This is a genomic window from Zoogloea sp., from assembly GCF_028689785.1.
GTDB lineage: Bacteria > Pseudomonadota > Gammaproteobacteria > Burkholderiales > Rhodocyclaceae > Zoogloea.
Genome location: NZ_JAQVCN010000027.1, coordinates 20,613 through 45,403 on the forward strand (window position 1 = coordinate 20,613; position 24,791 = coordinate 45,403).

The window sequence follows — 24,791 nt, forward strand, 5'->3', positions numbered from 1 at the left end:
AATACCATTGGCATGATCGAGCTCAAGGGCAGGAAACTGGTGTTGGGTGTGACGGGGGGCGTGGCGGCCTACAAGGCGGCGGAGCTGGTGCGTCTGCTTGGCAAGGCTGGGGCGGATGTTCATGTGGTGTTAACGGAAGGCGGTGCGCGCTTCGTGACGGCCGTCACTTTTCAGGCGCTCTCTGGCAACCGGGTGTGGACTGATCTGTGGGATCCGCGCATGGACAACAACATGGCCCACATCGACCTCACCCGTGATGCTGACGCGATACTGATTGCGCCGGCTAGCGCCGATGTGATGGCCAAGCTCACCCATGGCCTGGCGGATGATCTGCTGACTACCCTATGTCTGGCGCGGGATTGCCCCTTGCTGGTGGCGCCTGCCATGAACCGGCAGATGTGGGAGCACCCCGCTACGCAGCGAAATGTTGCGCAGCTGCGTGCCGACGGGGTGACGCTGTTCGGGCCGGCGGCCGGCGAACAGGCCTGCGGTGAGGTCGGGTTGGGGCGTATGCTTGAGCCCGAGGAGTTGTGCGAGGCGGTGATCGGCTTCTTTCAGCCCCGCCTGCTTGCCGGGCGGCGTGTGGTGATGACGGCCGGGCCAACTTTCGAAGCGATCGATCCGGTGCGTGGCATCACCAATTCCAGTTCCGGCAAGATGGCTTATGGGCTGGCCCGGGCCTGCGCCCAGGCGGGAGCCGAGGTGGTGCTGGTCAGTGGGCCCGTCGCCCTGCCGGTGCCCGCAGGGGCCCACCGGGTGAGTGTGCGCAGTGCGCTGGAAATGCATGAGGCAGTGTTTGCTGCGTTGCCAGGCGCGGATGTCTTCATCGGCGTGGCGGCGGTGGCGGATTATCGCCCGGCCACCTCGGCGGAGCACAAGATCAAGAAGTCCGGTGCCGAACTGTCCATCACCCTGACCCCCAATCCGGATATCCTCGCCGATGTGGCGGGTTTGCCGAACCCCCCGTTCTGTGTGGGCTTTGCTGCCGAAAGTCGCAACCTGGACGAGTACGCGGAAGGCAAGCGCAAGGCCAAGAAGCTGCCTCTGATTGTTGGTAACCTGGTGCAGGACGGGCTGGGGGGGGATGACAACCTCGTGGTGTTGTATGACGCCGCCGGCCGTCATCCCCTGCCGAAGGCCACCAAGCCCGATCTTGCCCGGGCCATTGTGGCGCACCTGGCAGGTCTGTTGCCGCAAGTCTGAACCTAGCTCTGAAAGATTGGATTGCCATGCACCGAATTGACATCAAGATTTTCGACGAGCGCCTGCGCAGCCAGCCGCCCGCATATGCAACCGGCGGTTCGGCGGGCCTTGACCTGCGTGCCTGCATTGATGCGCCGATTAACCTGGCCCCGGGGCAGACGACCCTGGTGCCCACGGGCCTCGCCATCCATCTGGCCGATCCGGGCCTGGCGGCGATGATCCTTCCCCGCTCTGGGTTGGGGCACAAGCACGGGATCGTACTGGGCAATCTGGTGGGTCTGATCGATTCGGATTACCAGGGACAGATCTTCGTGTCGGTTTGGAATCGGGGGCATGAGCATTTCACGGTGCAACCCATGGAGCGCATGGCCCAGCTGGTGGTCGTACCGGTGCTGCAGGTGGCGTTTAACGTGGTGGACGATTTTGACGCCAGCGAGCGGGGTGTCGGCGGGTTTGGCAGCACTGGCAAGCATTGATGTGGCATCCGGGCATTCCTACTGGCGTGCATGTTCTGCTTGAGCGGGACGGCCGGGTGCTGCTGATGCGCAGGGCCGGGACGGGCTTCTTTGATGGTTTGTACAGCCTTCCAGGTGGCCATGTGGAGGAGGGCGAGTCCGTTGTGGCGACCGCGGTTCGCGAGAGTGCCGAGGAGCTTGGTGTGGTGCTCGAAGCTGGGAGTGTGGAAATCGTGGGGGTGGTGCACCGGCGTTCAGATACGAACCGGATCGATTTCTTCGCCAGGGCAGGGGCTTGGGAGGGTGAGCCGCATGTTGCCGAGCCCGACAAATGTGATGCTCTCGGGTGGTTTCCGCTGGACGCCTTGCCTGAAGCTGTTGTGCCATACATCCGCGAGGCGCTTGCCCAGGGTCCAGGCCCATGGATAAGGGAGTCCGGCTGGTGCTGAATTGAAAAACCCCGTTTCGCAAGAACCGGGGTTTTTCAATTCCGGGCTAGTCCGGCATGCAAGGCCCGTGAGGGCTTTCATGCCGGACGCGTCTTACTCGGGAACGCTCACTGTTCCGCCAGTGTAGGTGATGGTGTTTGCCGCTGCAGGGCTGGCGGCGATCGGTGGGACGTTGCTGGCCGTGAGGGCCGGCGCCGAGCCTGCCGTGCCGCCGCGCGGTGTGGTGTGAATCACCTGGGAGTCGGGCAGTGCGGTGCCGTTCTTCAGGTGGGCATACATGATGTCCATCCCCTGGTTGAAGTACACATGCAGAGGCACCAGGTTGCTGTCATAGCCAGGCAGCAGGCTGTTGTCGATGAAGGTATCAAAGTGCTGGGCGTGGGTGACCTCGTAGTAGCGAAGCTTGCTGCTCGTCCCATCGACCTTCCGGCTTGCTCCGTAGTACGCCCGGGAGGCGTGATTGACGGGGATCAGGGTGTCTGCACGGCCGGACACGATGACCGTTGGCTTACCGTTGAGGGCCCCGCTGGCCTGCACCTCGGCAATGCCCTGGCGTACGCGGTCGGATTGGGCGAGGAGGGTGCCTGTCAGCTTGCTGCCGCTTACGGTGTCGGTGCCGGTGACCAGCGAGCGGGCGCACAGGGCTCCGTCGAGGGCGCCGTCAGCCAACCCGGTGGAGGGGGAAACGGCAAAAACGTCCCGCTTGGCGCCGCCAGTGGCATCGTTGTAGACCAGATTGATGCCCCCCGTGGGTGGGATGCCATTGCCGCTGGCAAAGATGCCGGCCTGAACCAGGGCGCTGGTGGCGGTGACGTTGCCCAGTGTGGTGCCGGCCGCTGCCACGGTGCTGCCGAAGCTGAAGCCGCAGACATTGTCGGCCACGCTGAAACGCCCAAGGGCGTTCAGGTAGGTGACGACGATGGAAGGGGTTGCGAAGGCGTGGTGGGAGGCGTGGTACAGGTCGTGCTCGCTGCTCCAGCCATAGGTACGCAGCTTCTGTAGTGCCTCGTCGGCCTGGGCCTGGAGCGTGGTGCCGGTCAGCAGGCCCTTGGCCTTCAGCGCTGTGCAGCGATTGCTGGCATAGCCGGCGATGAATGCCGCTCCCGGCGAGTTGGCGGCCGCGGTGGAGAGCGCCGCGCAGGGCTGGTAGAGGTTGGCGTAAGTGAAGTAGTCGATCAGCGGCTTGCCGATGGTGCTGACGGGGTTGCTGCCCTGCTTGATGCCCAGGCCGCTGACGTCCTTGGGCTGGATCTGGGGTTCGCTTACGGCCACGCCATCAATCAGGCCCAGGCTGTCCTGTTCGGCAGCCAGGAGGGCGGCACCGGCGCCATTGGATGCAGATGAGGCGATCACCAGGGTGTTGGCAGGGCGGATGGTGCGTGGCTTTTTGCCGGTGGCGTCGGCTGTGCCGTACTTTTCGTTGAGTACGTAGAACGCGAAGCCCACCGCGTCGAGGGTGTTGCGGCCCCAGTCTTTCTCGGGGTTCTGGCGGGAGTGGGCATGCTTGTAGGCAATCCGGTTGGGGAAGGCGGTATTGAACGCATCCAACTGGCTCTTGCTCAGGTCGGCTACGAAATGGGCCCGCTTGCCGGCGGCGCTTGCGCTGGAGACGGTGCCGTCGATCAGGGTGACGGTGTCCCGGGCCAGGTCGTGCATGCCGTTGCCGCTACCCTTGTCGGTATAGGCCACGGCGCAGCCATGCTTGAGGCCCCATTCGCCGGCAGTGCCAATGGCGCCATATATGCCCCGCGAGCCGGATGAGGTGGCGGTGACGATGCAGGGCTGGGCGACTTTGAAGCTGGCGGGGATCTGCACCATGACGGTGACCAGACGTGTGCCGCTTTCGTCACCGGAGAAGGCAATCGCCTCGGAGCCGGCGATCTTGCCCTCGCCCAGGGTATCGCCGCCGTTGGTGTCGATGTTGGGGCCGTAGAGTGTGCCGTAGCCGCCGGTGGGCTTGTTGGCGTCCACGAGGGCGCGGTAATTGTTGTAGATGGCGTTGCGGCGCAGCTCGGCGACGCTGGGGGCGGCCGCGTTGGTGTACGCGGGGGCGGTGGCGCTGCCTAGCCCTGTTTTGCCTAGCCCGGCGGTGAGGAGGTCATCGCTGCTGCCGTCATACTCCTGAATGCGGTAGGAGTCGGCGCGGATGCGCTCAGGGAGGCGGTTGTAGGCGACGAAACCGGTGCCGGACGGGCGCAGATCCACGAGGGTCAGCAGGCGGTCGGTCTCGTCGCCGTCGCTGCTGGCGGTGCCGGGCTGAAACTTGACATGGCGGAGGGATGCAGGGCGTTTGCCGAGTTCGGATTCGAGGGCGTCAAGGAGCTTTGCGTCGGCGTTTGCCACGCTGGCGGCACCGACCTGGCTGAACGTGCCCGCCGTAAAGGCGGCCCGCAGGGCAGCATCGGAGCTGACACCCAGTGCCAGTTGGGCAATGCTGTTGGTCGCGTTGTTGATGTTGGCGGGCTTGCCGGCGTCGTCCTCGGTCACCAGCGCATGCCATACGCCCTGGCTGCCCGTAATCTGCAGCATCAGGGGGTAGGTCAGCCCGACGATCTTGACCGCGTAGTTGCCGTTGCTGTCGGTCGTGGCGCTGCGGGTCTGGCCCGTCTTGTCCTTGATGGTGACCGTGCCGTTGGCGATGGCCAGGCCCTCTGCGGCGATGCCGCTCAGTTGAATGTCTTTGTCACTGCCTCCGCAGGCGCCCAGAATCAGGGTGCCACTGAGCGCCAGCACCAGAGCTTTCAATCGAAACCGGTATTCCATATCTCTCCTCCTCTATGGGTTATGGGAAGCGCCATCCAGATGGCAAGCTCGTCTCCATGGTGGTGCTTGCCGGCGGAGTGCGACACTGGGGTTTACCTGAACGCCATGAAAAACCGCCGGACAAGGCCGGCGGTCGGGGCAGAGAACTGGCTCAGGTGGCTGGGGGCGGGGGCGATTCAGCATGGGGGCCATCGGCATTGCAGAAGCGCAGTTCCTGCGGGTAGGGGTAAAAGTCCTCCACATAGCCGTTGCGTATGCGTGCCTGGGCGTCCTGCCAGAAACGGGGGTCGAGCAGGTTGCGGTGGTGCTTGAGGAAGGCCTTACGGATCTTTGGCTGGCCGAGGAGGAAGGTGGCAAATTCCTCGGGGAAGACATCCATCGGGCCGGCGGAGTACCAGGGTTCGCTGGACATCTCCATGTCTTCGTTGGGGGCAGGGGGGATCCTGCGGAAGTTGCAGTCGGTCATGTACTCGATCTCATCGTAATCGTAGAACACGACCCGCCCATAGCGCGTCACTCCGAAATTTTTCCACAGCATGTCGCCGGGGAAGATGTTGGCGATGGCCAGTTCGCTGATCGCTTGCCCGTACTCGCGGACGGCCTCGTCCACCTGCTCGTCGCTGGCCTTGTCCAGGTAGAGGTTGAGCGGGGTCATGCGGCGCTCAATGTACAGATGCTTGATCACCAGGGTGTCGCCGTCCTCCTCGATCACCGACGGGGCAAGTTCCTTGAGCTGCAGGATCAGGTCGGGGTGGAAGCGGCTGCGGGGCAGGGCTACATTGGAAAACTCGAGGGTGTCGGCCATGCGCCCGACCCGATCCACCTGGCGCACCAGAAGGTATTTGCGCTTTACCGTGGCACGGTCCATGTTTTTGGAGCTGCCGAAGATGTCCTTGATGATCTTGAAAACGTAGGGGTAGGACGGCAGGGTGAACACCAGCATCACCAGGCCGCGGATGCCCGGAGCCTCAATGAACTGGTCGTTGGAGTGGCGCAGGTGGGCGATGAGGTCACGGAAGAAGTTGGTCTTGCCCTGCTTGCCCAGGCCGAGCATGGTGTAGAGCTCCGAGCGCGGCTTGTTGGGCATGATGCTGCGCAGGAATTGGACGTAGCCCGAGGGGACCTCCATGTCTACCAGGAAGTAGGCCCGGGAGAGGGAAAACAGTAGCGAAATGCGCCAGGTGTCGAGCAGGATGGTGTCCAGGTGGAGCATGCCCGAGGCGCCATGGCGCACGGCGATGACAAAGGGGTATTCCTGATAGCCGTTGATGCCCTTGCCGATGATGTAGGCGGTCTTGTTGCGGTAGAAGGCCGAGTACAAGACCTGGATCTGGCAGTTCACTTCCATCTTCGGCCAGTTGCCCAGGTGTTTCTCGACGCTGCGCATCACGTAATCCACGTCCCGCTCCAGGTTCTCGAAGGGGCGTTGCCAGTCAAAGTCCTCGATCAGCCGCAGGATTGTGGCCCGTAGGCCTTCGTCTTGGGGGTAGTAGCTGGAGTAGGTGGGCGGGAAGGACTCGATGTAGTCGGTGGAGATGGCCGGGCGGGTAAAGATGTAGTCATTGCTGAAGTAATCCCGGTGCAGGATCTTGGTCGTCACCGAGTTGAAGAAGGTCTCGGCCAGCTCGGGCTGCTTGTGATTGATAAGCAGGCCGATGTAGTGGAGCTTGACGGCCTGCCAGGTGGCATCGTCGATGGATTCGGCGTTGAACTCTTCGTGAAGGCGCTGCACGGTCTCGTTGACCCGGTCATCGTAAAACTGGACGCGCTCACGTACCGCCGAGAGCTGCTCCTGCCAGGTCGCCGCCTCGTAGCTTTCCTTGGCGCGTCGGGAGGTCTCCCGAAAGATCCGGTAATGCTTGTTGAAGCCTTCGATCAAGGCCTGGGCGATGGCGAGTGCGACCGGATTTCCGTTGTGTGCAGCGTCCACTTCAGTCTCCTTCTGCAGGTTGGCGGACAAGGCGCCAGGGTAACGCGGGGGCGGTGTCCGTCCCTTCGCCTACTTGCGTCCAGCCTTGAAATAGTAGCACTCACCTTACCCCGCCTCAGCCTGAGCACGCCGTCTGGCGCGGGTTTCGGGGCTGCGTGTGGTGGGCGGTGCAGCATTGACCCGGCTGGGTTTTGGTCCATAATCGGTGCAGTTTGTCCCCATGCGAGGGGCAGGCAGGGTGTCGGTCGATGCGTCCAGCTGGCCGGTGTTTGGCCGGTGGGGCGTCGTCAGGAGGCTGACCCGTCCACACGATATGAGAACCTTTGCGAGGGCGTTGGTATGAGTACTTCTCTGATCAAGGTGCCGGCTGGCGGGCAGAAAATCGTTCCGGGCCAGGCCATTCCCGACAATCCCATCATCCCCTATATCGAGGGGGATGGTATTGGTGTGGACATCACCCCCGTCATGATCAAGGTCATCGACGCGGCGGTGAACAAGGCCTACGCCGGCAAGAAGCAGATCCACTGGATGGAGGTCTATGCGGGCGAAAAATCGACTCAGCTGTACGGGCCTGATGAGTGGTTCCCCAAGGAAACCTTCGATGCTCTCAAGGAGTATTCAGTGTCCATCAAGGGGCCGATGACCACCCCGGTGGGCGGTGGAATCCGTTCTCTCAACGTCGCCTTGCGCCAGGAGTTGGACCTCTACCAGTGCGTCCGTCCGGTGCAGTACTTCCAGGGCGTTCCGTCACCCCTGAAGCGGCCAGACTTGGTCAATATGGTCATCTTCCGCGAGAACACCGAGGACATCTATGCGGGAGTCGAGTGGGCGGCCCAGTCGGAAAGCGCGAAGAAAGTCATCAAGTTCCTGACCGATGAGATGGGGGTCAAGAAGATCCGCTTCCCGGAAACCTCGGGGATCGGCATCAAGCCGGTATCCATCGAAGGGACGACCCGCCTGGTGCGCGCGGCCATCAAGTATGCGATCGAGAACGACCGCAAGTCGGTGACCATCGTGCATAAGGGCAACATCATGAAGTTCACCGAGGGCCTGTTCCGCGATACGGGTTACAAGGTTGCCCAGGAGGAGTTCGGTGCCCAGCCCATCGATGGTGGCCCGTGGTGCAAGTTTGCCAACCCCAAGACCGGGCGCGAGATCATCGTCAAGGATGCGATTGCGGATGCCTTCCTGCAGCAGATCCTGCTGCGCCCGGCCGAGTACGACGTGATCGCCACCTGTAATCTCAACGGCGACTACATCTCCGACGCCCTGGCGGCCCAGGTAGGGGGGATCGGCATTGCGCCGGGGGCCAACATCTCCGACCAGTACGCCTGCTTTGAGGCCACCCACGGAACGGCGCCCAAGTACGCTGGGCTCGACAAGGTGAACCCGGGCTCCATCATCCTTTCCGCCGAGATGATGCTGCGGCATCTCGGCTGGACCGAGGCTGCCGATCTGGTCATCCGGTCGATGGAGGCGGCCATTGGCGACAAGATCGTGACCTATGACTTTGCGCGCCTGATGGACGGTGCAACCGAGGTGTCGTGCTCGGAGTTTGGTGACGCCATGATTGCGCGTATGTAATGTCCGCACAGTGCCCGGTGCGTGATGCCGGGCCATCAAAAGACAAAACCCCCGTGGCCTCCACGGGGGTTTTGTTTTTCAACCCCTGCACGGCCCAGGGGGGCGTGCAGGAAACTACCGTCAGGCGCGGGCGGCGCGCAGGGCGGCGTTCAGGGTCGGGCTGGGACGCATCACGGCCTTGCACTTGTCGGCATCGGCCTTGTAGTAGCCGCCGATATCCACGGCCTTGCCCTGCACGGTCTTCAGCTCGGCAACGATCTGGCCTTCGCTGTCGGTCAGGGTCTTGGCCAGGCTTGCGAACTGGGCTGCCAGCTCGGTGTCTTCCGTCTGGTTGGCCAGCTCCTGGGCCCAGTACATGGCCAGATAGAACTGGGAGCCGCGGTTGTCCAGCTCGCCGGTTTTGGGCGAAGGGGACTTGCGGTTGTCCAGCAGCTTGCCGGTGGCGGCATCAAGGGTCTTGGCCAGCAGCACGGCACGCTTGTTGCCAGTCTTGATGCCCAGGTCTTCGAGGGACACGGCCAGAGCCAGGAACTCGCCCAGGGAATCCCAGCGCAGGTGGTTCTCTTCGGTGAGCTGCTGCACGTGCTTCGGTGCGGAGCCGCCAGCGCCGGTCTCGTACATGCCGCCGCCGGCCATCAGCGGGACGATGGACAGCATCTTGGCGGAGGTGCCGAGTTCCATGATGGGGAACAGGTCGGTCAGGTAGTCCCGCAGGATGTTGCCGGTCACGGAGATGGTGTCGAGGCCGCGGATCACGCGCTCCAGGCTGAAGCGCATGGCGCGGACCTGGGACATGACGTAGATCTCGAGGCCGTCGGTGTCGTGATCCTTCAGGTAGGTCTGGACCTTCTTGATCAGCTCGGCTTCGTGGGGGCGGTAGGAGTCGAGCCAGAACACCGCCGGGGTGTTGGAGTTGCGGGCACGGGTGACGGCGAGCTTGACCCAGTCACGGATCGGCGCGTCCTTGACCTGGCACATGCGCCAGATGTCACCGGCTTCGACGTTCTGGGTGAGCAGCACTTCGCCAGAGTCGATGTCGACGATGTTGGCGATGCCGTCCTCGGCGATCTCGAAAGTCTTGTCGTGGGAGCCGTATTCCTCCGCCTTTTGCGCCATCAGGCCGACGTTCGGCACGGTTCCCATGGTCTTCGGGTCGAAGTTGCCGTTGGTCTTGCAGAAGTTGATCATCTCCTGGTAGATGCGGGCGAAGGTGGATTCCGGCATCACGCACTTGCTGTCGTACTGCTTGCCGTCCGCACCCCACATCTTGCCGCCCTGGCGAATCATGGCTGGCATGGAGGCGTCGACGATCACGTCGTTGGGGGAGTGGAAGTTGGTGATGCCCTTGGCGGAGTCCACCATGGCCAGCTTCGGACGGTGTTCCTGGCAGGCGTGCAGGTCACGGATGATCTCGTCACGCTTGGATTCGGGCAGGGTCTTGATCTTCTCGTAGAGGTCGACCATGCCGTTGTTGACGTTGATGCCGAGCTCGTTGAAGAGGGCCTCGTGTTTCTCGAAGGCTTCCTTGTAGAAAATCCTCACGCAGTGGCCGAACACGATGGGGTGGGACACCTTCATCATGGTGGCCTTCACGTGCAGGGAGAAGAGGATGCCGGATTCACGGCAGTCTTCCAGCTCCTTCTCGTAGAAGTCGCACAGGGCCTTCTTGCTCATGAACATGGAGTCGATGATCTCGCCTTCCTGTAGCGCGACCTTCGGCTTGAGTACGGTGATCTTGCCGCCCTTGGCGATCAGTTCCATGCGGACGTTGCGGGCCTTGTCCAGAGTCATGGACTTCTCGCCGTGGTAGAAGTCACCGTGATGCATGTGGGATACGTGGGTCCGCGACCAGGGCTTCCATTCACCCATGGAGTGGGGGTTCTTGCGGGCGTAGTTCTTGACGGCCAGCGGGGCGCGGCGGTCGGAGTTGCCTTCGCGCAGGACCGGGTTCACCGCCGAGCCGAGGCACTTGCCGTAGCGGGCGACGATGGCCTTTTCCGCGTCGGTGGACGGCACTTCCGGGTAGTCGGGGACGGCGTAGCCCTTGGCCTGGAGTTCCTTGATGCAGGCTTTCAGCTGCGCTACGGACGCGCTGATGTTCGGCAGCTTGATGATGTTGGCGTCGGCTTCGAGGGTCTTCTTGCCCAGTTCGGCCAGAGTGTCGGGTACCCGCTGCTCTTCGGGCAGCATGTCGGAGAACTCGGCCAGAATGCGGGCAGACACGGAGATGTCGGCCTTCTCGATGTCGATGCCCGCCGGGCCGGTGAAGGTCCGGATGATGGGAAGAAACGCACAGGTGGCCAGCAGCGGAGCTTCGTCCGTCAGCGTGTAGATGATCTTAGATTTCCCAGTAACCATTTATCTTCCCTCGATATTTGATTTTATTGACGACGAGCCTTCAGGCCCCCCAGTCGCCGTTGAAGCCGGCGGACGACGCTTTTTGCAGTCGGCGGGGAAAATATCATGTATCCCGCACGCCTGCATTGAAACCGGCAAACCTTGCCTCTCCGGGCCCTGTCTGCCAAATGCAAAGGGCCGCCGAGTGGCAGCCCTTTGCATTCGGATGAGGCTCAGACGACAGCCTCTTCCTTGTCCTTCTTTACCTGCATGAACTGCTCCCGGGAGACGCCCAGCCACATGACCAGAGGACTGGCCACGAGGACGGAGGAGTAGATGCCGAAGCAGATCCCGATGGTCAGGGCCAGGGAGAAGTAGTAGAGGGTTTCGCCGCCGAACAGCAGCATGGACAGCACCATGGCTTGGGTGCTGCCGTGGGTGATGATGGTTCGGCTGATGGTGCTGGTGATCGCATGGTCGAGCACCTCGGGGGTGGATAGGCCGCGCTTTTTCTTGAAGGTTTCGCGGACCCGGTCGAAGACCACGACCGATTCATTGACCGAGTAGCCCAGCACCGCCAGGGTGGCTGCCAGTACCGGCAGGGAGAACTCCCACTGGAACAGCGCGAAGAAGCCCAGGATGATGATCACGTCGTGGAGGTTGGCGATGATCGCCGAGACGGCAAAGCGCCACTCGAAGCGCATCGCCAGGTAGGCGACGATGCCACCGATCACCAGCAACAGCGCCATGGCACCGTCGGATGCCAGTTCCTTGCCGACCTGGGGGCCGACAAACTCGACGCGGCGCATCTCCGCCTTGGGGCCTTCGAGGGTCGCAAGGTTGGCCATGACTTTCTCGCTGACCTTGCCGGTTTCCATTCCGTCCCGATTCGGCAGGCGGATCAGGACGTCGCGGGCGCTGCCGAAGTTCTGCACCTGGGCGTCCTGGTAGCCTTCCTTGGCCAGGGATTCACGCAGCTTTTCGAGGTTGGGAGGCTCACTGTAGCTGACCTCCATGAGGGTGCCGCCAGTGAACTCGACACTGAAGTGCAGGCCCTTGGTGGCCAGGAAGAACACCGCGAGCACGAAGGTGACCAACGAAATGACGTTGAACACCAGCGCATGCTTCATGAACGGGATGTCTTTGTGGATGCGGAAAAATTCCATGATTGCAGGTCCGTTTCTTTATTGAGGCAGGCCTCAGTTGCCCGGTTTCCAGACCTGGCCGATGGACAGCTTGTCGAGCTTGCGCTTCTTGCCATAGATCAGGTTGACCAGACCCCGCGAGACCAGGATGGCGCTGAACATGGAGGTCAGGATGCCAAGGCAGTGAACCACAGCGAAGCCGCGCACCGGGCCGGAGCCGAAAACCAGCAGGGCCACACCGGCGATGAGGGTGGTGACGTTGGAGTCGAGAATGGTGTCGAAAGCCCGGTCGTAGCCGGCGGTGATGGCCGCCTGGGGGCTGGAGCCGTTGCGCAGCTCTTCCCGAATCCGTTCGTTGATCAGCACGTTGGCGTCGATGGCCATACCCAGGGTCAGGGCGATGGCCGCAATGCCGGGCAGCGTGAGGGTGGCCTGGAGCAGAGAGAGCAGAGCGATCAGCAGCAGCAGGTTGGAGGCCAGGGCCACCACCGAGACGAAGCCGAACAGCATGTAGTAGGCACACATGAAGATGCCAATGGCTACGAAGCCCCACAGGGTGGAGTGAAAGCCCTTGCTGATGTTCTCTGCGCCCAGGCTCGGGCCGATGGTGCGTTCCTCGATGATCTCCATGGGGGCGGCCAGAGAGCCGGCGCGCAGCAGCAGCGCCGTATCGGTGGCTTCCTCGGAGCTCATCTTGCCGGAGATCTGTACGCGGCCGCCGCCGATTTCGCCACGGATCACCGGCGCGGTGACGACCTCGCCCTTGCCCTTTTCGATCAGCAGGATGGCCATGCGCTTGTTGATGTTCTCCCGGGTGACGTCCTTGAAGATGCGTGCGCCTGCAGAGTCCAGGGTCAGGTGTACCGCGGCTTCGTGGGTCTGGCCGTCAAAGCCGGGCTGGGCATCGGTCAGGCGTTCGCCGGTGAGTACCACTTGTTTCTTGACGAGCAGAGGGCGGCCTTCACGGTCGTTGTACACCTCGGTGCCCGGGGGGATTGCACCGCCTACGGCCGCCTCAAGGGCGCCCGGCGTGTCATCCACCATGCGGATTTCGAGGGTGGCAGTGCGGCCGAGGATGTCCTTGGCCTTGGCCACGTCCTGTACGCCGGGCAACTGCACGACGATGCGGTCGACGCCCTGCTGCTGAATCACCGGCTCGGCAACGCCCAGCTCGTTGATCCGGTTGTGCAGGGTGGTGATGTTCTGCTTGAGGGCGAATTCCTGGATGGACTTCTGGGCCAGGGGCGTGAGCGTGGCGGTGATCTTGAAGTCGGCACCGTCCTGGCCTTCGACCAGTTGCAGGTCGTTGGTGCCGGCAGTGATCACGGCCCGGGCGCGGGTCTGGGATTCCGTATCGCGGAACTTGATGACCACCGTCTGGTTTTCACGGGTGATGCCGGCGTGGCGGACGTTCTTGTCACGCAACAGGGTGCGCAGGTCGCCGGTTGTGGCGTCAAGGCGTTTGGTAACGGCCCCCTTCATGTCCACCTGAAGCAGGAAGTGCACGCCGCCGCGCAGATCCAGGCCCAGGTACATGGGCAGGGCGCCGATATTGGTGAGCCACTGGGGGCTGGCGGAGAGCAGGTTGAGAGCGACCACGTAGGACGGGTCGGCAGCATCGGGGTTGAAGGCCTTCTCGATGGCGTCCTTTGCTTTCAGCTGGGTGTCCGTGTCGCGGAAGCGGGCGCGCACGCTGTTGAGATCGGAGAACAGGCCGTCGTGCTGGATGCCGGCTGCTGCCAGGCTTTCCTCGACGCGTTTCTGGGTTGCGCTGGCGTCCAGCTTGAGGGTGGCCTTGCCGCTGGAGACCTGGACGGCGGGCACCTCCCCGTAAAAGTTCGGCAGGGTGTAGATCAGGCCCCACAGCAGGACGAGCCCGATGAGGAGATTTTTCCAGAGAGGGTAGCGATTCATGGTCTGGCGGGAAGGAGAGGGGACGGGCGCTGCGACTGACGACGGCCGATGCAGGGCACCGGCCGTCGGCCGTTCAGATCGACTTGAGGGTGCCCTTGGGCAGCACGGTGCCAATGGCCTGCTTCTGTACGACGATCTGGGTGTTGGCAGCGACTTCCACGGTGACGTAGGCATCACTGATGGCCACGACCTTGCCGACAATGCCGCCACCGGTCAGGACTTCGTCGTTCTTCTGCAGACCTTCGAGGAGCGCCTTATGTTCCTTGGCGCGCTTCATTTGGGGGCGAATCATCAGGAACCACAGCACCCCGAACATGAAAATCATCGGCAGGATGCCGGTCAGGCCGCCCAGGGGGTCTTGCGCGGCAGCCGGCGCAGCTTGGGCAAAGGCGTTGGAAATCAGCACATTGAACTCCGGAGTCAAGATACAAAGCTCCGGATTATAGCAGTACCCGGCGGGCGACCTTCGAGCGGCTGTTGCGGGTGGCTGGTGCAAAAAAAAAGCGGCGTCTGCCTTGCGACAGACGCCGTCAAATCTCCACGAAGGAGAGGAGGGAGAAAAACTCTGTTGTGCCGGCGCACGGCGCCGGCAGGCGCACTCAGGCTGCCTTGTTCATCCGGTTGCAGAATCGCTGCCAGTTGGCAGACATTGCGGAAAACATTTGTTCGGCAGCGAGCAGAGGCATCAGGCCCATGCGGTGCTGGGTGCGCATGAAGGATTCGACATGAGGCGTGCACAGCGTGCTTTGCTCTTCGGCAAGCAGCTCCAGGAAGCGTGCTTCCGCCGCACCCCAGAATTCGGAGGTGCCTACCCAGCCCGTGTCGGCGGTGGCTTCACGGAGAGCCTTGCGCCAGAGGGCTTCGGCGCGTTCGACAGGAACGCCAGCCTTGCGGGCGTGCCAGTGAAGTAGTTTCGGTGCTTTCATTTGCTGTTACTCCTGTATTTGGGGGCATCAAACAAACGGGCTGATTTCTGTGTGCATTTCAAGACGTTTTGATGCGATGCAAAATTGTCTTTTAACGCATTTTTTCCGGTATTCACTCGGTTTTGTCAGCCTCTAGTCAGTCTTGTTTGCTGCATTGCACAATTTCAGTTTAGGTACTTGCGGTGCTGACTGCAAGGCCCTTTTCAATTTCTTTCAAGTAATCTGTCACGCCTGCGCGGCCTTTTCGCAACAGTCGCTTCCGCTGCTTGCGGGCCGTCCGACCGGGGCGCTAGCGGTAGAATGTGGCGCTTCGCCGCATTCCGTCTCACCCCATGTCCCAGCTCCTTGATCACCTCAATCCCGAACAGCTCGCTGCGGTCACACTACCGCCCCAGCATGCACTGATCCTTGCCGGAGCTGGTTCCGGCAAGACCCGGGTGCTCATCACCCGCATCGCCTGGCTGCTGCAAAACGGCTACTGCAGTCCCCAGGGGATTCTGGCGGTCACCTTCACCAACAAGGCGGCCAAGGAAATGCTCACGCGGCTTTCGGCCATGTTCCCGATCAACCCCCGCGGCATGTGGATCGGCACCTTTCATGGTCTGTGCAACCGCTTTCTGCGTGCCCATCACCGGGAGGCCGGGCTGCCCCAGTTGTTCCAGATCCTCGATACCGGCGATCAGCTCGCATCAATCAAGCGTTTGCTGAAGACGCTGAACGTGGATGACGAGAAATTTCCGCCCCGTGATCTGCAGCACTTCATCAACGGTCAAAAAGAAGCTGGCTTTAGGCCGTCTGCGGTGGAAGCGTGGGACGACTACAGCCGGCGCCGGGTCGAGCTTTACATGGAGTATGAGGCACAGTGCCAGCGTGAGGCAGTTGTGGATTTCCCCGAGTTGTTGTTGCGCAGTTACGAATTGCTGGAGCGCAACGAACCCATCCGCCGGCACTACCAGGCCCGTTTCCGCCACATCCTGGTGGATGAGTTCCAGGACACCAATGTGCTCCAGTACCGCTGGCTGGGCCTTTTGGCCGGCAAGGGCGAGGAGGGGGGCGCCAGCCTGTTCTGCGTGGGCGACGATGACCAGTCCATCTACCGCTTTCGGGGGGCTGAAGTTGGCAACATGCGGGATTTCGAGCGCGACTTCCGTGTGGAAAGCGTGATCCGCCTTGAGCAGAACTATCGTTCCCACGGCAACATCCTTGATGCGGCCAATGCCTTGATCACCAACAACAGCAAGCGATTGGGCAAGAACCTGTGGACTGACCGGGGGGCGGGGGAGCCGATCCGCGTTTACGAGGCGTTTACGGATACTGACGAGGCCCGCTGGATTGTCGAGGAGATTCAGTCACTGGTCCGGGATGGCGCCAGCCGTGCCGACATCGCGCTGCTGTACCGCTCCAATGCACAGTCGCGGGTGCTGGAGCATCAGCTCTTTTCCAGTGGCATCGCCTACCGGGTGTATGGCGGCCTGCGCTTCTTCGAACGCCAGGAGGTCAAGCATGCCCTGGCCTACCTGCGCCTGATCGCCAATTCCGATGACGATACGGCGTTCACCCGGGTGGTTAATTTTCCGACCCGTGGCATCGGTGCCCGGTCCCTGGAGGCCTTGCAGGATGCTGCCCGTACCTGGAACACGCCTCTTTACCAGACCGTACCCCACCTCTCTGGCAAACCGGGTTCATCCCTGGCCCAGTTCGTGGTGCTGATCGAGCGCCTGCGCAGCGAAACCCGTGATCTGCCGCTGCACGAGATGGTGGAGCACGTGATTGAGGTGTCCGGCCTGCGCGCGCACTACAAGGCGGAAAAGGAGGGGCAGGAGCGGCTCGAGAACCTGGATGAACTGATCAATGCGGCAGCCAACTTCGGCGCGGAGATCGGCGCCGGTCAGATTCCGGGAGATTCACCCTCGGGGGTTGAGTCGGTGCTGGCCGAGTTTCTGGCCCATGCGTCCCTGGAGGCGGGCGACCATCAGGCCGAGGCGGGCGCCGAGGCCGTCCAGTTGATGACGGTGCATGCCGCCAAGGGGCTTGAGTTCGACGTAGTCTTCCTGTCCGGCCTGGAAGAGGGCTTGTTCCCCCATGAGAACAGCGCTCAGGAGGCTGATGGGCTGGAGGAGGAGCGGCGTCTCATGTACGTCGCTGTGACTCGTGCCCGTCAGCGTCTGTATCTGAGTTTCACCCAGAGCCGCATGCTTCACGGACAGGTGCGTTACAACCTGCGCTCCCGTTTCCTGGAGGAGATCCCGGAGGGGCTGACCAAGTGGTTGACGCCGCCCAATCCGCGCCGCAGCTTCGTGTCGGAGCCCTCGGCGCGCTATTACAACCCGGGGGCTGCAAAGCCGGCGATGGCCAGTATGCCGCCGGCCCCGCCAATGAAGTCCCGCGATCTGGGTGGCTTGCGGATTGGCCAGAGCGTGCAGCACGCCCGCTTTGGCGATGGCGTCATCATTTCCGCGGAGGGCAGCGGTAACGATGCGCGGGTACAGGTGAAGTTTGCCGAGGCCGGCACTAAATGGTTGATGCTGGCCGTGGCGAAACTGACGCCGGCCTGATGCGCCCTGCTGCGCGGGGCTGTGCCGGCACTTGTCCAGCCGGCGGGGCGTTGCCCATCAGAAGGCTGTAGCAGCCCTGGCCGGCGTAACGTATGGCACGAAACGCCGTTGCACGATCGGCGTAAGGGGGGCATTGAGCGGTCACGCCGGATCCGCCAGGTATTGCGCCGTTCTTGCTGTGCCCAAACCAGCCTGGTTGTCGTCCGCTAAATTTGTCGCATCCTTGGAGATGTCTGCATCGCAGGGGCTGCGTGTACGCGTCAGGTGCCGCGCAGCTCGGCGTGTAGGGCCATGAATTCCTGGGCTAGCTTGTGCTTTGGGTCCAGGTGGATCATGGGTTTGGCCTGTTCGTGGCTTTCGCGGATCTTGATGGAGCTCGACAAATAGGTGTTGAAGATCGGCAGGCCCTCGGCGATGAGCTCCTGGACCAGTTTCTGGGGCAGGCTGGCGCGGGGCTGGAACTGGTTGACCACGATGCCCTCTACTTCGAGATCCCGATTATGGTCGGACCGGATTTCCTGTACGTTTTCCATCAGTGCGTATAGCGCGCGGCGGGAAAAGTCGTCGCAGTCGAAGGGGATCAGGCACAGGCGGGTGGCGATCAGGGCTGAGCGCGTGTAGAAGTTGAGGGCCGGCGGGGTGTCGATGAAAACCGCATCGTAGTCGTCGTCCAGTTCGTCCAGGGCGTCGCGTAGTTTGAAAATCTTATAGCGGGATTCCAGCTTGCCCTGAAGCTCCTCCAGGTTGGGATGCGAGGGCATGATCGACAGGTTGGCGAAGGGCGTCGGGTGGACGAACTCAGCGGTCTTCTTGGGGCTGAACTTGAAGGACAGCGTCTGTTCGAAGAGGCCGGCCAGGGTGTCATCCTGATTTTCAGCGGCATCCCCCAGGAGGTAGTGCGTGGAGTTGCCCTGGGGGTCAAGGTCGACAACCAGAGTGCGCAGCCCTTTGTGGGCGCTGATCGCCGCCAGATTGCAGGTGATCGTGGACTTGCCCACTCCTCCTTTTTGATTGAATACAACGCGTCGCATCGCTTCTCCCCAGATTATTTGGTGCTGTTTGGATGCGCGCGATTGTGCCACGCATTGGGGGGCGGCCCGTAATTACCGAGGGTGCGAAAAAGGCCGGGGTCGGGTAAACTCGTATGCAAACAATAAAGCAATCAACATGAAGTCTTCGTGCCCCCCTCCCGGGCGCGAAACTCCGGTCGGGCGGCGGTGACCACCGCACGGCTGTCATACGGGGCACACGCTCGCCTCAGGGTACCCAGGACACATCCAGATTTCCGGCCAGACCATCGGTGACACCCCCCGCCAGCGGCACCCCGTTGACCCGGCCTGCGGGGGTCGGACCATTTTGAGAGAAGAGAGAACATGGACAAGGATTTCATTGCAGCAGCCCTCGATTACCACCGCAGCCCGACCCGCGGCAAGATCGCGGTGGTTCCCACCAAAGGCCTGACTAACCAGCGCGATCTTGCTCTGGCCTACTCCCCCGGCGTGGCCGCGGCTTGCGACGCCATCGTGGCCGATCCGGCCGACGCTCAGGAGTACACCTCCCGCGGCAACCTGGTGGCCGTGATCACCAACGGTACGGCCGTGCTTGGTCTCGGCAACATCGGTCCGTTGGCCGCCAAGCCGGTGATGGAGGGCAAGGGCTGCCTGTTCAAGAAGTTCGCCAACATCGATGTATTCGATATCGAGCTGGCCGAGAACGATCCGGACAAGCTGATCGACATGATCGCCGCGCTGGAGCCCACCCTGGGCGGCGTAAACCTGGAAGACATCAAAGCACCCGAGTGCTTCTACATCGAGCAGAAGCTGCGTGAGCGGATGAACATCCCGGTCTTCCACGACGATCAGCACGGCACTGCCATCATCTCTGCTGCTGCCATGCTCAATGGCCTCAAGGTGGTCGGCAAGAAGGTCGAGGATGTGAAGGTGGTGTGTTCCGGCGCCGGGGCGGCGGCCATTGCCTGCCTCGACTTGTGGTGCGGCCTCGGCATCCGCCGCGAGAACGTGTTTGTTTGCGACTCCAAGGGTGTGATCTGGGTGGGCCGTGACGAGCGGATGGAGGCCAACAAGGCCCGTTACGCCCAGACGACGGAGTTCCGCACGCTGGCCGATGCCCTGGTTGGCGCCGATATCTTCCTGGGCCTCTCCACTGCGGGCGTGCTCAAGCCTGAGATGGTCAAGACCATGGCGGACAAGCCGCTGATCTTCGCCCTCGCCAACCCGACTCCGGAGATCCTGCCGGAGCTGGCCAAGGAAGTGCGTCCCGACGCCATCATCGCCACCGGTCGTTCGGATTACCCGAATCAGGTTAACAACGTGCTGTGCTTCCCCTTCATCTTCCGTGGTGCGCTCGACGCCGGCGCCACCAAGATAAATGAGGAGATGAAGCTGGCCTGCGTGAAGGCCATTGCCGAGCTGGCCGAAGCCGAGCAGTCCGACGTGGTGGCCCAGGCTTACGGTGGCGCAGATCTGTCCTTCGGTCCGAACTACCTGATCCCCAAGCCCTTCGATCCGCGCTTGATCGTCAAGATCGCACCGGCCGTGGCCCAGGCTGCCATCGATTCCGGCGTGGCCACCCGCAAGGTGGACATGGACGCCTACATCCAGAGCCTCAACGAGTTCGTGTACCAGTCCGGCATCATCATGAAGCCGGTGTTCTCCAAGGCCAAGGAAGTTCCTGCCGACAAGAAGCGCGTGCTCTACGCCGAGGGTGAGAGCGAGCGCGTTCTGCGTGCCGTGCGTGCGGTGGTTGACGAAAACCTGGCCCGTCCGATCCTCATCGGCCGGCCCGCGGTCATCGACATGCGCATCGAGAAGTTCGGTCTCAACCTGGTGGCTGGCCGTGATTTCGACGTGGTCAATGTCGAGTCCGACAGCCGCTATCGTGAGCTGTGGCAGGAGTACTACCGCCTGATGGGCCGTGATGGCGTGACGCCCGACTCCGCCCGCGAAGCCATGCGGGCCGACAGCACCCTGATCGGCTGCATGCTGCTGCGTCGCGGCGATGCCGATGCTCTCGTCTGCGGCACGACCGGCGGCTACGACCACCACTTCAATCACGTCAAGAGCCTGATTGGCCTGAAGAACGGTGCCAGCCTGTATGCGGCGATGAACATCCTGCTGCTGCCCCAGCGCGTCCTGGCCATCACAGACACCTACGTGAACGAGATGCCCAGCGCTGAGGAAACCGCCGAGATCGCCCTGATGGCGGCTGATGAGCTGAAGCGTTTCGGCATCGAGCCCAAGGTGGCCCTGCTGTCCCACTCCAATTTCGGCAGCGCCCGCAGCGCGTCGTCCCGGCGCATGCGTGACGCCCGCGACATCCTGCGGGTGAAGGCGCCGGATCTGCAGTGTGATGGTGAAATGCACGGGGATTCGGCCCTGTCGCCCGAGATCCGCGACCGTCTCCACCCGGACTCCAGTCTTCACGGCGAAGCCAACCTGCTGGTGATGCCCAACCTGGATGCTGCCAACATTGCCTTCAACCTGCTCAAGGTTGCCAATGGTGACGGCGTTTCGGTTGGTCCCATCCTGCTGGGCAGCGCCCGTGCCGTGCACATCCTGACGCCGTCGGCGTCGGTGCGTCGACTGGTCAACATCACTGCTCTGGCGGTGGTGGATGCGGCCGAGCAGCGTGAAGAATTGCCGGTCTGAGCCCGGATTCCCCCGCTCCGTGACCCGGAGCGGGGGGCTTCCATCCGCTATTTGAAATCACCCTCCGGTACAATCGGGGACAATGTTCCGCGAGGTGAGCCATGTCCCGTTTGATCCGTTTTGAGCGTACCGGCGGCCCCGACGTCCTGCAGTGGGTCGAAGCCGATCTGGCTCCGCCGGCCCCCGGCGAGGCCCAGCTCCGACACCATGCTGTCGGCCTGAACTATATTGACACCTATCATCGCTCCGGCCTCTATCCGGTTCCACTGCCTTCGGGTATCGGGCTTGAGGCGGCCGGCGTTGTCGAGGCGGTGGGTGAGGGGGTGACCGATCTGCAGCCCGGTGATCGGGTTGCCTATGCCGGCGGGCCCCTCGGTGCCTATGCCGAGCGCCGCAATATTCCAGCCGACCGCCTGGTCCGACTGCCCGATGCCCTGAGTTTCGAGCAGGGGGCATCCATGATGCTGCAGGGGCTGACCGCCCAATATCTGCTGCGTCGTACCTACCGGGTCCAGCCGGGTGACACCATCCTCATCCACGCCGCCGCCGGTGGTGTCGGCCTCATCGTCTGCCAGTGGGCAAAGGCCTTGGGCGCCACTGTGATCGGCACGGTCGGCTCCGACGAAAAGGCTGCCCTGGCGCACCAGTACGGCTGCGATCACACCATTGTCTACACCCGCGAGAGCGTCTCCGGCCGTGTCCGGGAGCTGACCGGCGGAGAGGGTGTGGCGGTGGTTTACGACTCCATCGGTCAGGATACATTCATGGACTCCCTGGCCTGTCTGCGCCCCCTCGGCATGATGGTGACTTTCGGCAATGCGTCCGGCCCCGTGGCGCCGTTTGATCCGGGCTTGCTCGGCAAGATGGGGTCCCTGTTCCTGACCCGCCCAAGCCTGTTTGCCTATTCGGCGCGCCGCGATGACCTGCTGACGATGGCCGAGGATCTCTTCGCCGTGGTGCTCTCGGGGCAGGTGCGTTTGTCCATCAATCAACGTTTTCCGCTGCAGGACGCAGCCACGGCGCATCGTGAGCTCGAGGCGCGGCGGACGACGGGTTCCACCGTGCTGGTTCCCTGACCCTGATCATGAAACATCCCCGTTCCCGCATTGCTCTGTCGGCCCTGGCCCTGGGTGCCGCCCTTGCCCTACCGGTGTCGGCGGCTGCGCCGGTGGCCCCGCCGCCCGTGGTCCTGACGCCGGTTCAGGCGGCTTTCATCCAGGCGGAAACACGCCGCATCGAAGAGAGCTTTGTGCAGAAAGTCATGAGCATTACCGGGGCGCGCCGGGACCAGGTTTTGCGGGCGATTCCGGCCAAAGGTCGGCTCACCGACCGGCTGGCGCGCATCTACAGTTCCCTCGAGCGGGACCTGGGGGCGCCCCTCAGCGATGAACAGCGGGCTTTGATATTTGCCGCGGACGGCGAGCGCAAGCAGGCGCTGAAGGATCTCCCGGCTCAGGCGGCCACGCGCTAGGCGGGCGCGGCGGCGCCTGCCTAGAACAACTCGATGTCGCTGTCGGGAGCTTCCCGGGCAGCGACCTGACCGCAGGCCAGCAGGGCTTCGTAGTTGCGCACCTGGTTGCGGCCATTGTCCTTGGCCACATAAAGGGCGTCGTCAGCCCGACCGACGATGTCGGGGATGGTGTCGCTGGAGTGGATTCCGGTATAGCCGATGCTCACCGTCACCGTGCCGACCTGGGGGAAGGTGTGGGCTTCGACGCCGGCACGCAGGCGTTCGAGGGCGACGGATACCTCGTGGTCGGAGGTGGCTCGCAGGATGACCACGAACTCCTCGCCTCCGAAGCGGAACAGCCGATCCTGGTGCCGGAAGCTGTCCTGCATGATCCGGGCGAGCAGCAGCAGCACCTCGTCACCATACAGGTGCCCGAACTGGTCGTTGACCCGCTTGAAGTGATCCACGTCCACCACGGCCAGCCAGTAGCCGCCGTCCTCATGCTGGCGTCGGCGATGGGGCGGGGTGGCATCCCGGGTCAGGCCCGATTCGCCGGGCGCGAGCCCCTGGAGGATCTTGCCCAGGTTTTCGTCGAAGGTCTTGCGGTTGAGCAGCCCGGTCAGGGTGTCCCGTTCGCTGTAGTCGAGCAGGCTGAGGTAGTTCCGGTACAGGCCCAGAAAGCCCTCGGCGGTGCCCAGGTCCTCCGTTGATAGCGGGTTGCTGCAGACGACTTCGAGCACGCCCAGCACGCGGCGGTCGACGTTGATCGGGAAGCAGTGCACATGCTCGCCGCGCTCGCTGTCGTGACGCCGGACGATCTGCGTCTGCGCCACGCAGGCCACCATTTCCGGGCGCTCGGTCAGGGGGATGGCCTCGCCGCCTTCGTCGAATTCCGACTGCACGTAGCGCACGCCGTCCTGGCCGACGTGGGTGACACGGGCCAGGAAGCTGTCGGCGCCGTGCTGGCTGACCTTGTAGAGATTCACCTCCCGAGCCCTCACAAGTTCGAACAGCGCCGACGCAACACCCAGCTCCAGCAGGGTGCGATCCCGGTGCTGGGTGATGGATTCGACATGTTTGAGAACGTGGATCATGGGCCCGGTAGAAGGCTTTCAACTCTTAATTCTATCCCAGGGGCTTTGTGTTTTTCACGCCTTCGATGACTTCGTTCAGGTAGTCCGTCACGTCCTGTGGTGTGCTGTTGCGCTCCGCCCGGGATCCGCAAGGCCGTCATTCGGCAATGCGTATAATCGTATGGTCTTCCCGCTGCTTCGCCCCTTCTCTTGAACTACGACACCTTTTCCAACCTTCTCTTTTCGCGCGTTCGCCGGGCCGATGTCACCCTTGCCATCGTGGTCGTCAATGTTGTCGTCTTTGCGTGGCTCGCGGTGGTTTCCCGGAGTCCGATGCAGTTTCCGTCCGAGTTGTTGATCCGGGCGGGGGGCAACTTTGCGCCCCTGATTCAGAAAGGAGAACCCTGGCGCCTGCTGTCGGCCCTGTTCCTGCATGGGGGACTGCTTCATGTGGGGCTCAACATGCTGGCCCTCTATCAGGCGGGGCAAGTCGTCGAGCGCCTGTTCGGGCGGGTTGGGTTCATCGTGATCTACATCGGTGCCGGGCTGATCGGCAACCTGGCCAGTTTGTGGTGGAAGCAGGGCGGTGTCAGCGTCGGGGCCTCGGGGGCGATCTTCGGCGTGTATGGGGCGCTGCTCGCCTATCTGCTGCAGCAGCGGGGTTCGGTGCCCGGCGAGGTTTTCAGGGAGATGAGGTCTGGCACCCTGGGCTTCATCGGTTACTCCCTCTTTGCCGGCTTTTCACTGCCGGGCATCGACAATGCGGCCCACCTGGGGGGGCTGGCTGGTGGGGCTGTGCTGGGCCTTGCCCTGGCCGAACCCATCGTTTCCCCACGGCCGGTGCAGTGGCTGACCCGCCGGGCTCTCGGGGGCATGCTTGCCGTTGTGGCCATCGGTGGTGTGCTGTGGCAGCAGACACCAGAGGTGGTCCGGCGATACGAGGTGGATTCCGCCTACCAGCAGATCCTCCAGCGTTTTGCCCTGGAGGAGCAGGACCTGCTGCGCGAGCAGGCCGGCCTGATGGATGCGCTGCGCCAGCGCCGCATTACTGAGGCTGCGGCTCTTGATGTGCTGGAGCACGATTTCATCCCGCGATGGGAGCGGCAGATCAATCAGCTGTCGTGGAGCGAGGTGTCCCCGGCCAGTGACTGGCAGCGCCGCGAGCTGATCAGCTATGCCAGTGCCCGGCGGGACGCCCTGAAAGCGCTCGCTCAGGCCTTTGAAACCCGGCAGACGGTATGGGTGGAGCGCTCCCGGGCGCTCCAGGTGCAGGCCGACAACATCCTGCTCCAGATGCGTTTGCGCAAGTCGGTGGAGGCGGGGGGCCGCTGAGCGACGC

The 24,791-nt window shown here is 62.8% G+C and carries 18 protein-coding genes; 9 read left to right on the forward strand and 9 right to left on the reverse strand.

All coding sequences use genetic code 11. From position 1 onward, the window contains the following. The first annotated feature begins 12 nt into the window (after positions 1 to 12). Genes coaBC through PHI64_RS13125 form a run of 3 tightly spaced genes read left to right on the forward strand, consistent with a single transcriptional unit; the run spans position 13 to position 2,107 of the window. Positions 13 to 1,203: a bifunctional phosphopantothenoylcysteine decarboxylase/phosphopantothenate--cysteine ligase CoaBC gene (coaBC, locus tag PHI64_RS13115; RefSeq protein ID WP_299883478.1), complete on the forward strand. Its 1,191-nt coding sequence runs from the start codon at positions 13 to 15 to the stop codon at positions 1,201 to 1,203. Positions 1,204 to 1,229: 26 nt separating this feature from the next. Beyond that, positions 1,230 to 1,679 (forward strand): dUTP diphosphatase, encoded by a 450-nt coding sequence (gene dut / locus PHI64_RS13120; RefSeq protein WP_299883480.1) that lies wholly within the window; start codon positions 1,230 to 1,232, stop codon positions 1,677 to 1,679. Further along, entirely contained in the window at positions 1,679 to 2,107 is a 429-nt protein-coding gene (locus PHI64_RS13125) for an NUDIX domain-containing protein (RefSeq protein WP_299883482.1), read from the forward strand. The genes dut and PHI64_RS13125 overlap by 1 nt, the downstream gene beginning before the upstream one ends. A 93-nt stretch (positions 2,108 to 2,200) precedes the next feature. On the opposite strand, the gene PHI64_RS13130 is transcribed toward PHI64_RS13125, so the two are convergent. Both PHI64_RS13130 and aceK read right to left on the reverse strand, forming a co-directional pair. Beyond that, complete coding sequence (locus PHI64_RS13130; RefSeq protein ID WP_299883484.1) at positions 2,201 to 4,870, reverse strand: 3-hydroxybutyrate oligomer hydrolase family protein; 2,670 nt, start codon at positions 4,868 to 4,870, stop codon at positions 2,201 to 2,203. A gap of 151 nt (positions 4,871 to 5,021) precedes the next feature. Next, positions 5,022 to 6,800 (reverse strand): bifunctional isocitrate dehydrogenase kinase/phosphatase, encoded by a 1,779-nt coding sequence (aceK, locus tag PHI64_RS13135; RefSeq protein WP_299883486.1) that lies wholly within the window; start codon positions 6,798 to 6,800, stop codon positions 5,022 to 5,024. Between the two features lie 339 nt (positions 6,801 to 7,139). Here aceK and icd point away from each other — a divergent pair, with 339 nt between their 5' ends. Then, entirely contained in the window at positions 7,140 to 8,384 is a 1,245-nt protein-coding gene (gene icd, locus PHI64_RS13140; protein WP_299883488.1) for an NADP-dependent isocitrate dehydrogenase, read from the forward strand. Between the two features lie 120 nt (positions 8,385 to 8,504). Here icd and PHI64_RS13145 read toward each other — a convergent pair whose 3' ends face one another. The 5 genes from PHI64_RS13145 to PHI64_RS13165 form a co-directional block, all read right to left on the reverse strand. Further along, on the reverse strand, positions 8,505 to 10,742 hold the full coding sequence (locus PHI64_RS13145) for an NADP-dependent isocitrate dehydrogenase (protein WP_299883490.1): 2,238 nt from the start codon (positions 10,740 to 10,742) through the stop codon (positions 8,505 to 8,507). Between the two features lie 212 nt (positions 10,743 to 10,954). Next, entirely contained in the window at positions 10,955 to 11,887 is a 933-nt protein-coding gene (gene secF, locus PHI64_RS13150; protein WP_299883492.1) for a protein translocase subunit SecF, read from the reverse strand. A gap of 33 nt (positions 11,888 to 11,920) precedes the next feature. Further along, positions 11,921 to 13,780, reverse strand: coding sequence for a protein translocase subunit SecD (gene secD, locus PHI64_RS13155; RefSeq protein ID WP_299883494.1), 1,860 nt, complete (start codon positions 13,778 to 13,780; stop codon positions 11,921 to 11,923). Between the two features lie 73 nt (positions 13,781 to 13,853). After that, positions 13,854 to 14,186: a preprotein translocase subunit YajC gene (gene yajC / locus PHI64_RS13160; protein ID WP_299883527.1), complete on the reverse strand. Its 333-nt coding sequence runs from the start codon at positions 14,184 to 14,186 to the stop codon at positions 13,854 to 13,856. Between the two features lie 193 nt (positions 14,187 to 14,379). Next, positions 14,380 to 14,706 (reverse strand): hypothetical protein, encoded by a 327-nt coding sequence (locus PHI64_RS13165; RefSeq protein WP_299883496.1) that lies wholly within the window; start codon positions 14,704 to 14,706, stop codon positions 14,380 to 14,382. A 332-nt stretch (positions 14,707 to 15,038) separates the two neighbouring features. Between PHI64_RS13165 and PHI64_RS13170 the strand changes: the two genes are divergently transcribed. Further along, positions 15,039 to 17,261 carry a UvrD-helicase domain-containing protein gene (locus PHI64_RS13170; RefSeq protein ID WP_299883498.1) on the forward strand — a complete coding sequence of 741 codons (2,223 nt, stop codon included), beginning with the start codon at positions 15,039 to 15,041 and terminating at the stop codon, positions 17,259 to 17,261. A 260-nt stretch (positions 17,262 to 17,521) separates the two neighbouring features. On the opposite strand, the gene PHI64_RS13175 is transcribed toward PHI64_RS13170, so the two are convergent. Beyond that, on the reverse strand, positions 17,522 to 18,292 hold the full coding sequence (locus PHI64_RS13175) for a ParA family protein (RefSeq protein WP_299883500.1): 771 nt from the start codon (positions 18,290 to 18,292) through the stop codon (positions 17,522 to 17,524). 342 nt (positions 18,293 to 18,634) lie between these two features. Here PHI64_RS13175 and PHI64_RS13180 point away from each other — a divergent pair, with 342 nt between their 5' ends. From PHI64_RS13180 to PHI64_RS13190, 3 genes are all read left to right on the forward strand, one after another. Next, positions 18,635 to 20,929, forward strand: coding sequence for an NADP-dependent malic enzyme (locus tag PHI64_RS13180; RefSeq protein ID WP_299883502.1), 2,295 nt, complete (start codon positions 18,635 to 18,637; stop codon positions 20,927 to 20,929). A 101-nt stretch (positions 20,930 to 21,030) separates the two neighbouring features. After that, on the forward strand, positions 21,031 to 22,005 hold the full coding sequence (locus tag PHI64_RS13185; protein ID WP_299883503.1) for a quinone oxidoreductase: 975 nt from the start codon (positions 21,031 to 21,033) through the stop codon (positions 22,003 to 22,005). Between the two features lie 8 nt (positions 22,006 to 22,013). Then, positions 22,014 to 22,400 (forward strand): hypothetical protein, encoded by a 387-nt coding sequence (locus tag PHI64_RS13190; RefSeq protein WP_299883505.1) that lies wholly within the window; start codon positions 22,014 to 22,016, stop codon positions 22,398 to 22,400. Positions 22,401 to 22,420: 20 nt separating this feature from the next. Here PHI64_RS13190 and PHI64_RS13195 read toward each other — a convergent pair whose 3' ends face one another. Beyond that, a complete protein-coding gene (locus tag PHI64_RS13195) occupies positions 22,421 to 23,473 on the reverse strand; it encodes a GGDEF domain-containing protein (protein WP_299883507.1) in 1,053 nt (350 codons plus the stop codon). Positions 23,474 to 23,662: 189 nt separating this feature from the next. On the opposite strand from PHI64_RS13195, the gene PHI64_RS13200 reads away from it, so the two are divergent. Continuing rightward, the gene (locus tag PHI64_RS13200) at positions 23,663 to 24,784 is read left to right on the forward strand and encodes a rhomboid family intramembrane serine protease (RefSeq protein WP_299883509.1); all 1,122 of its coding nucleotides are present in this window, start codon (positions 23,663 to 23,665) and stop codon (positions 24,782 to 24,784) included. Positions 24,785 to 24,791: the final 7 nt, after the last annotated feature.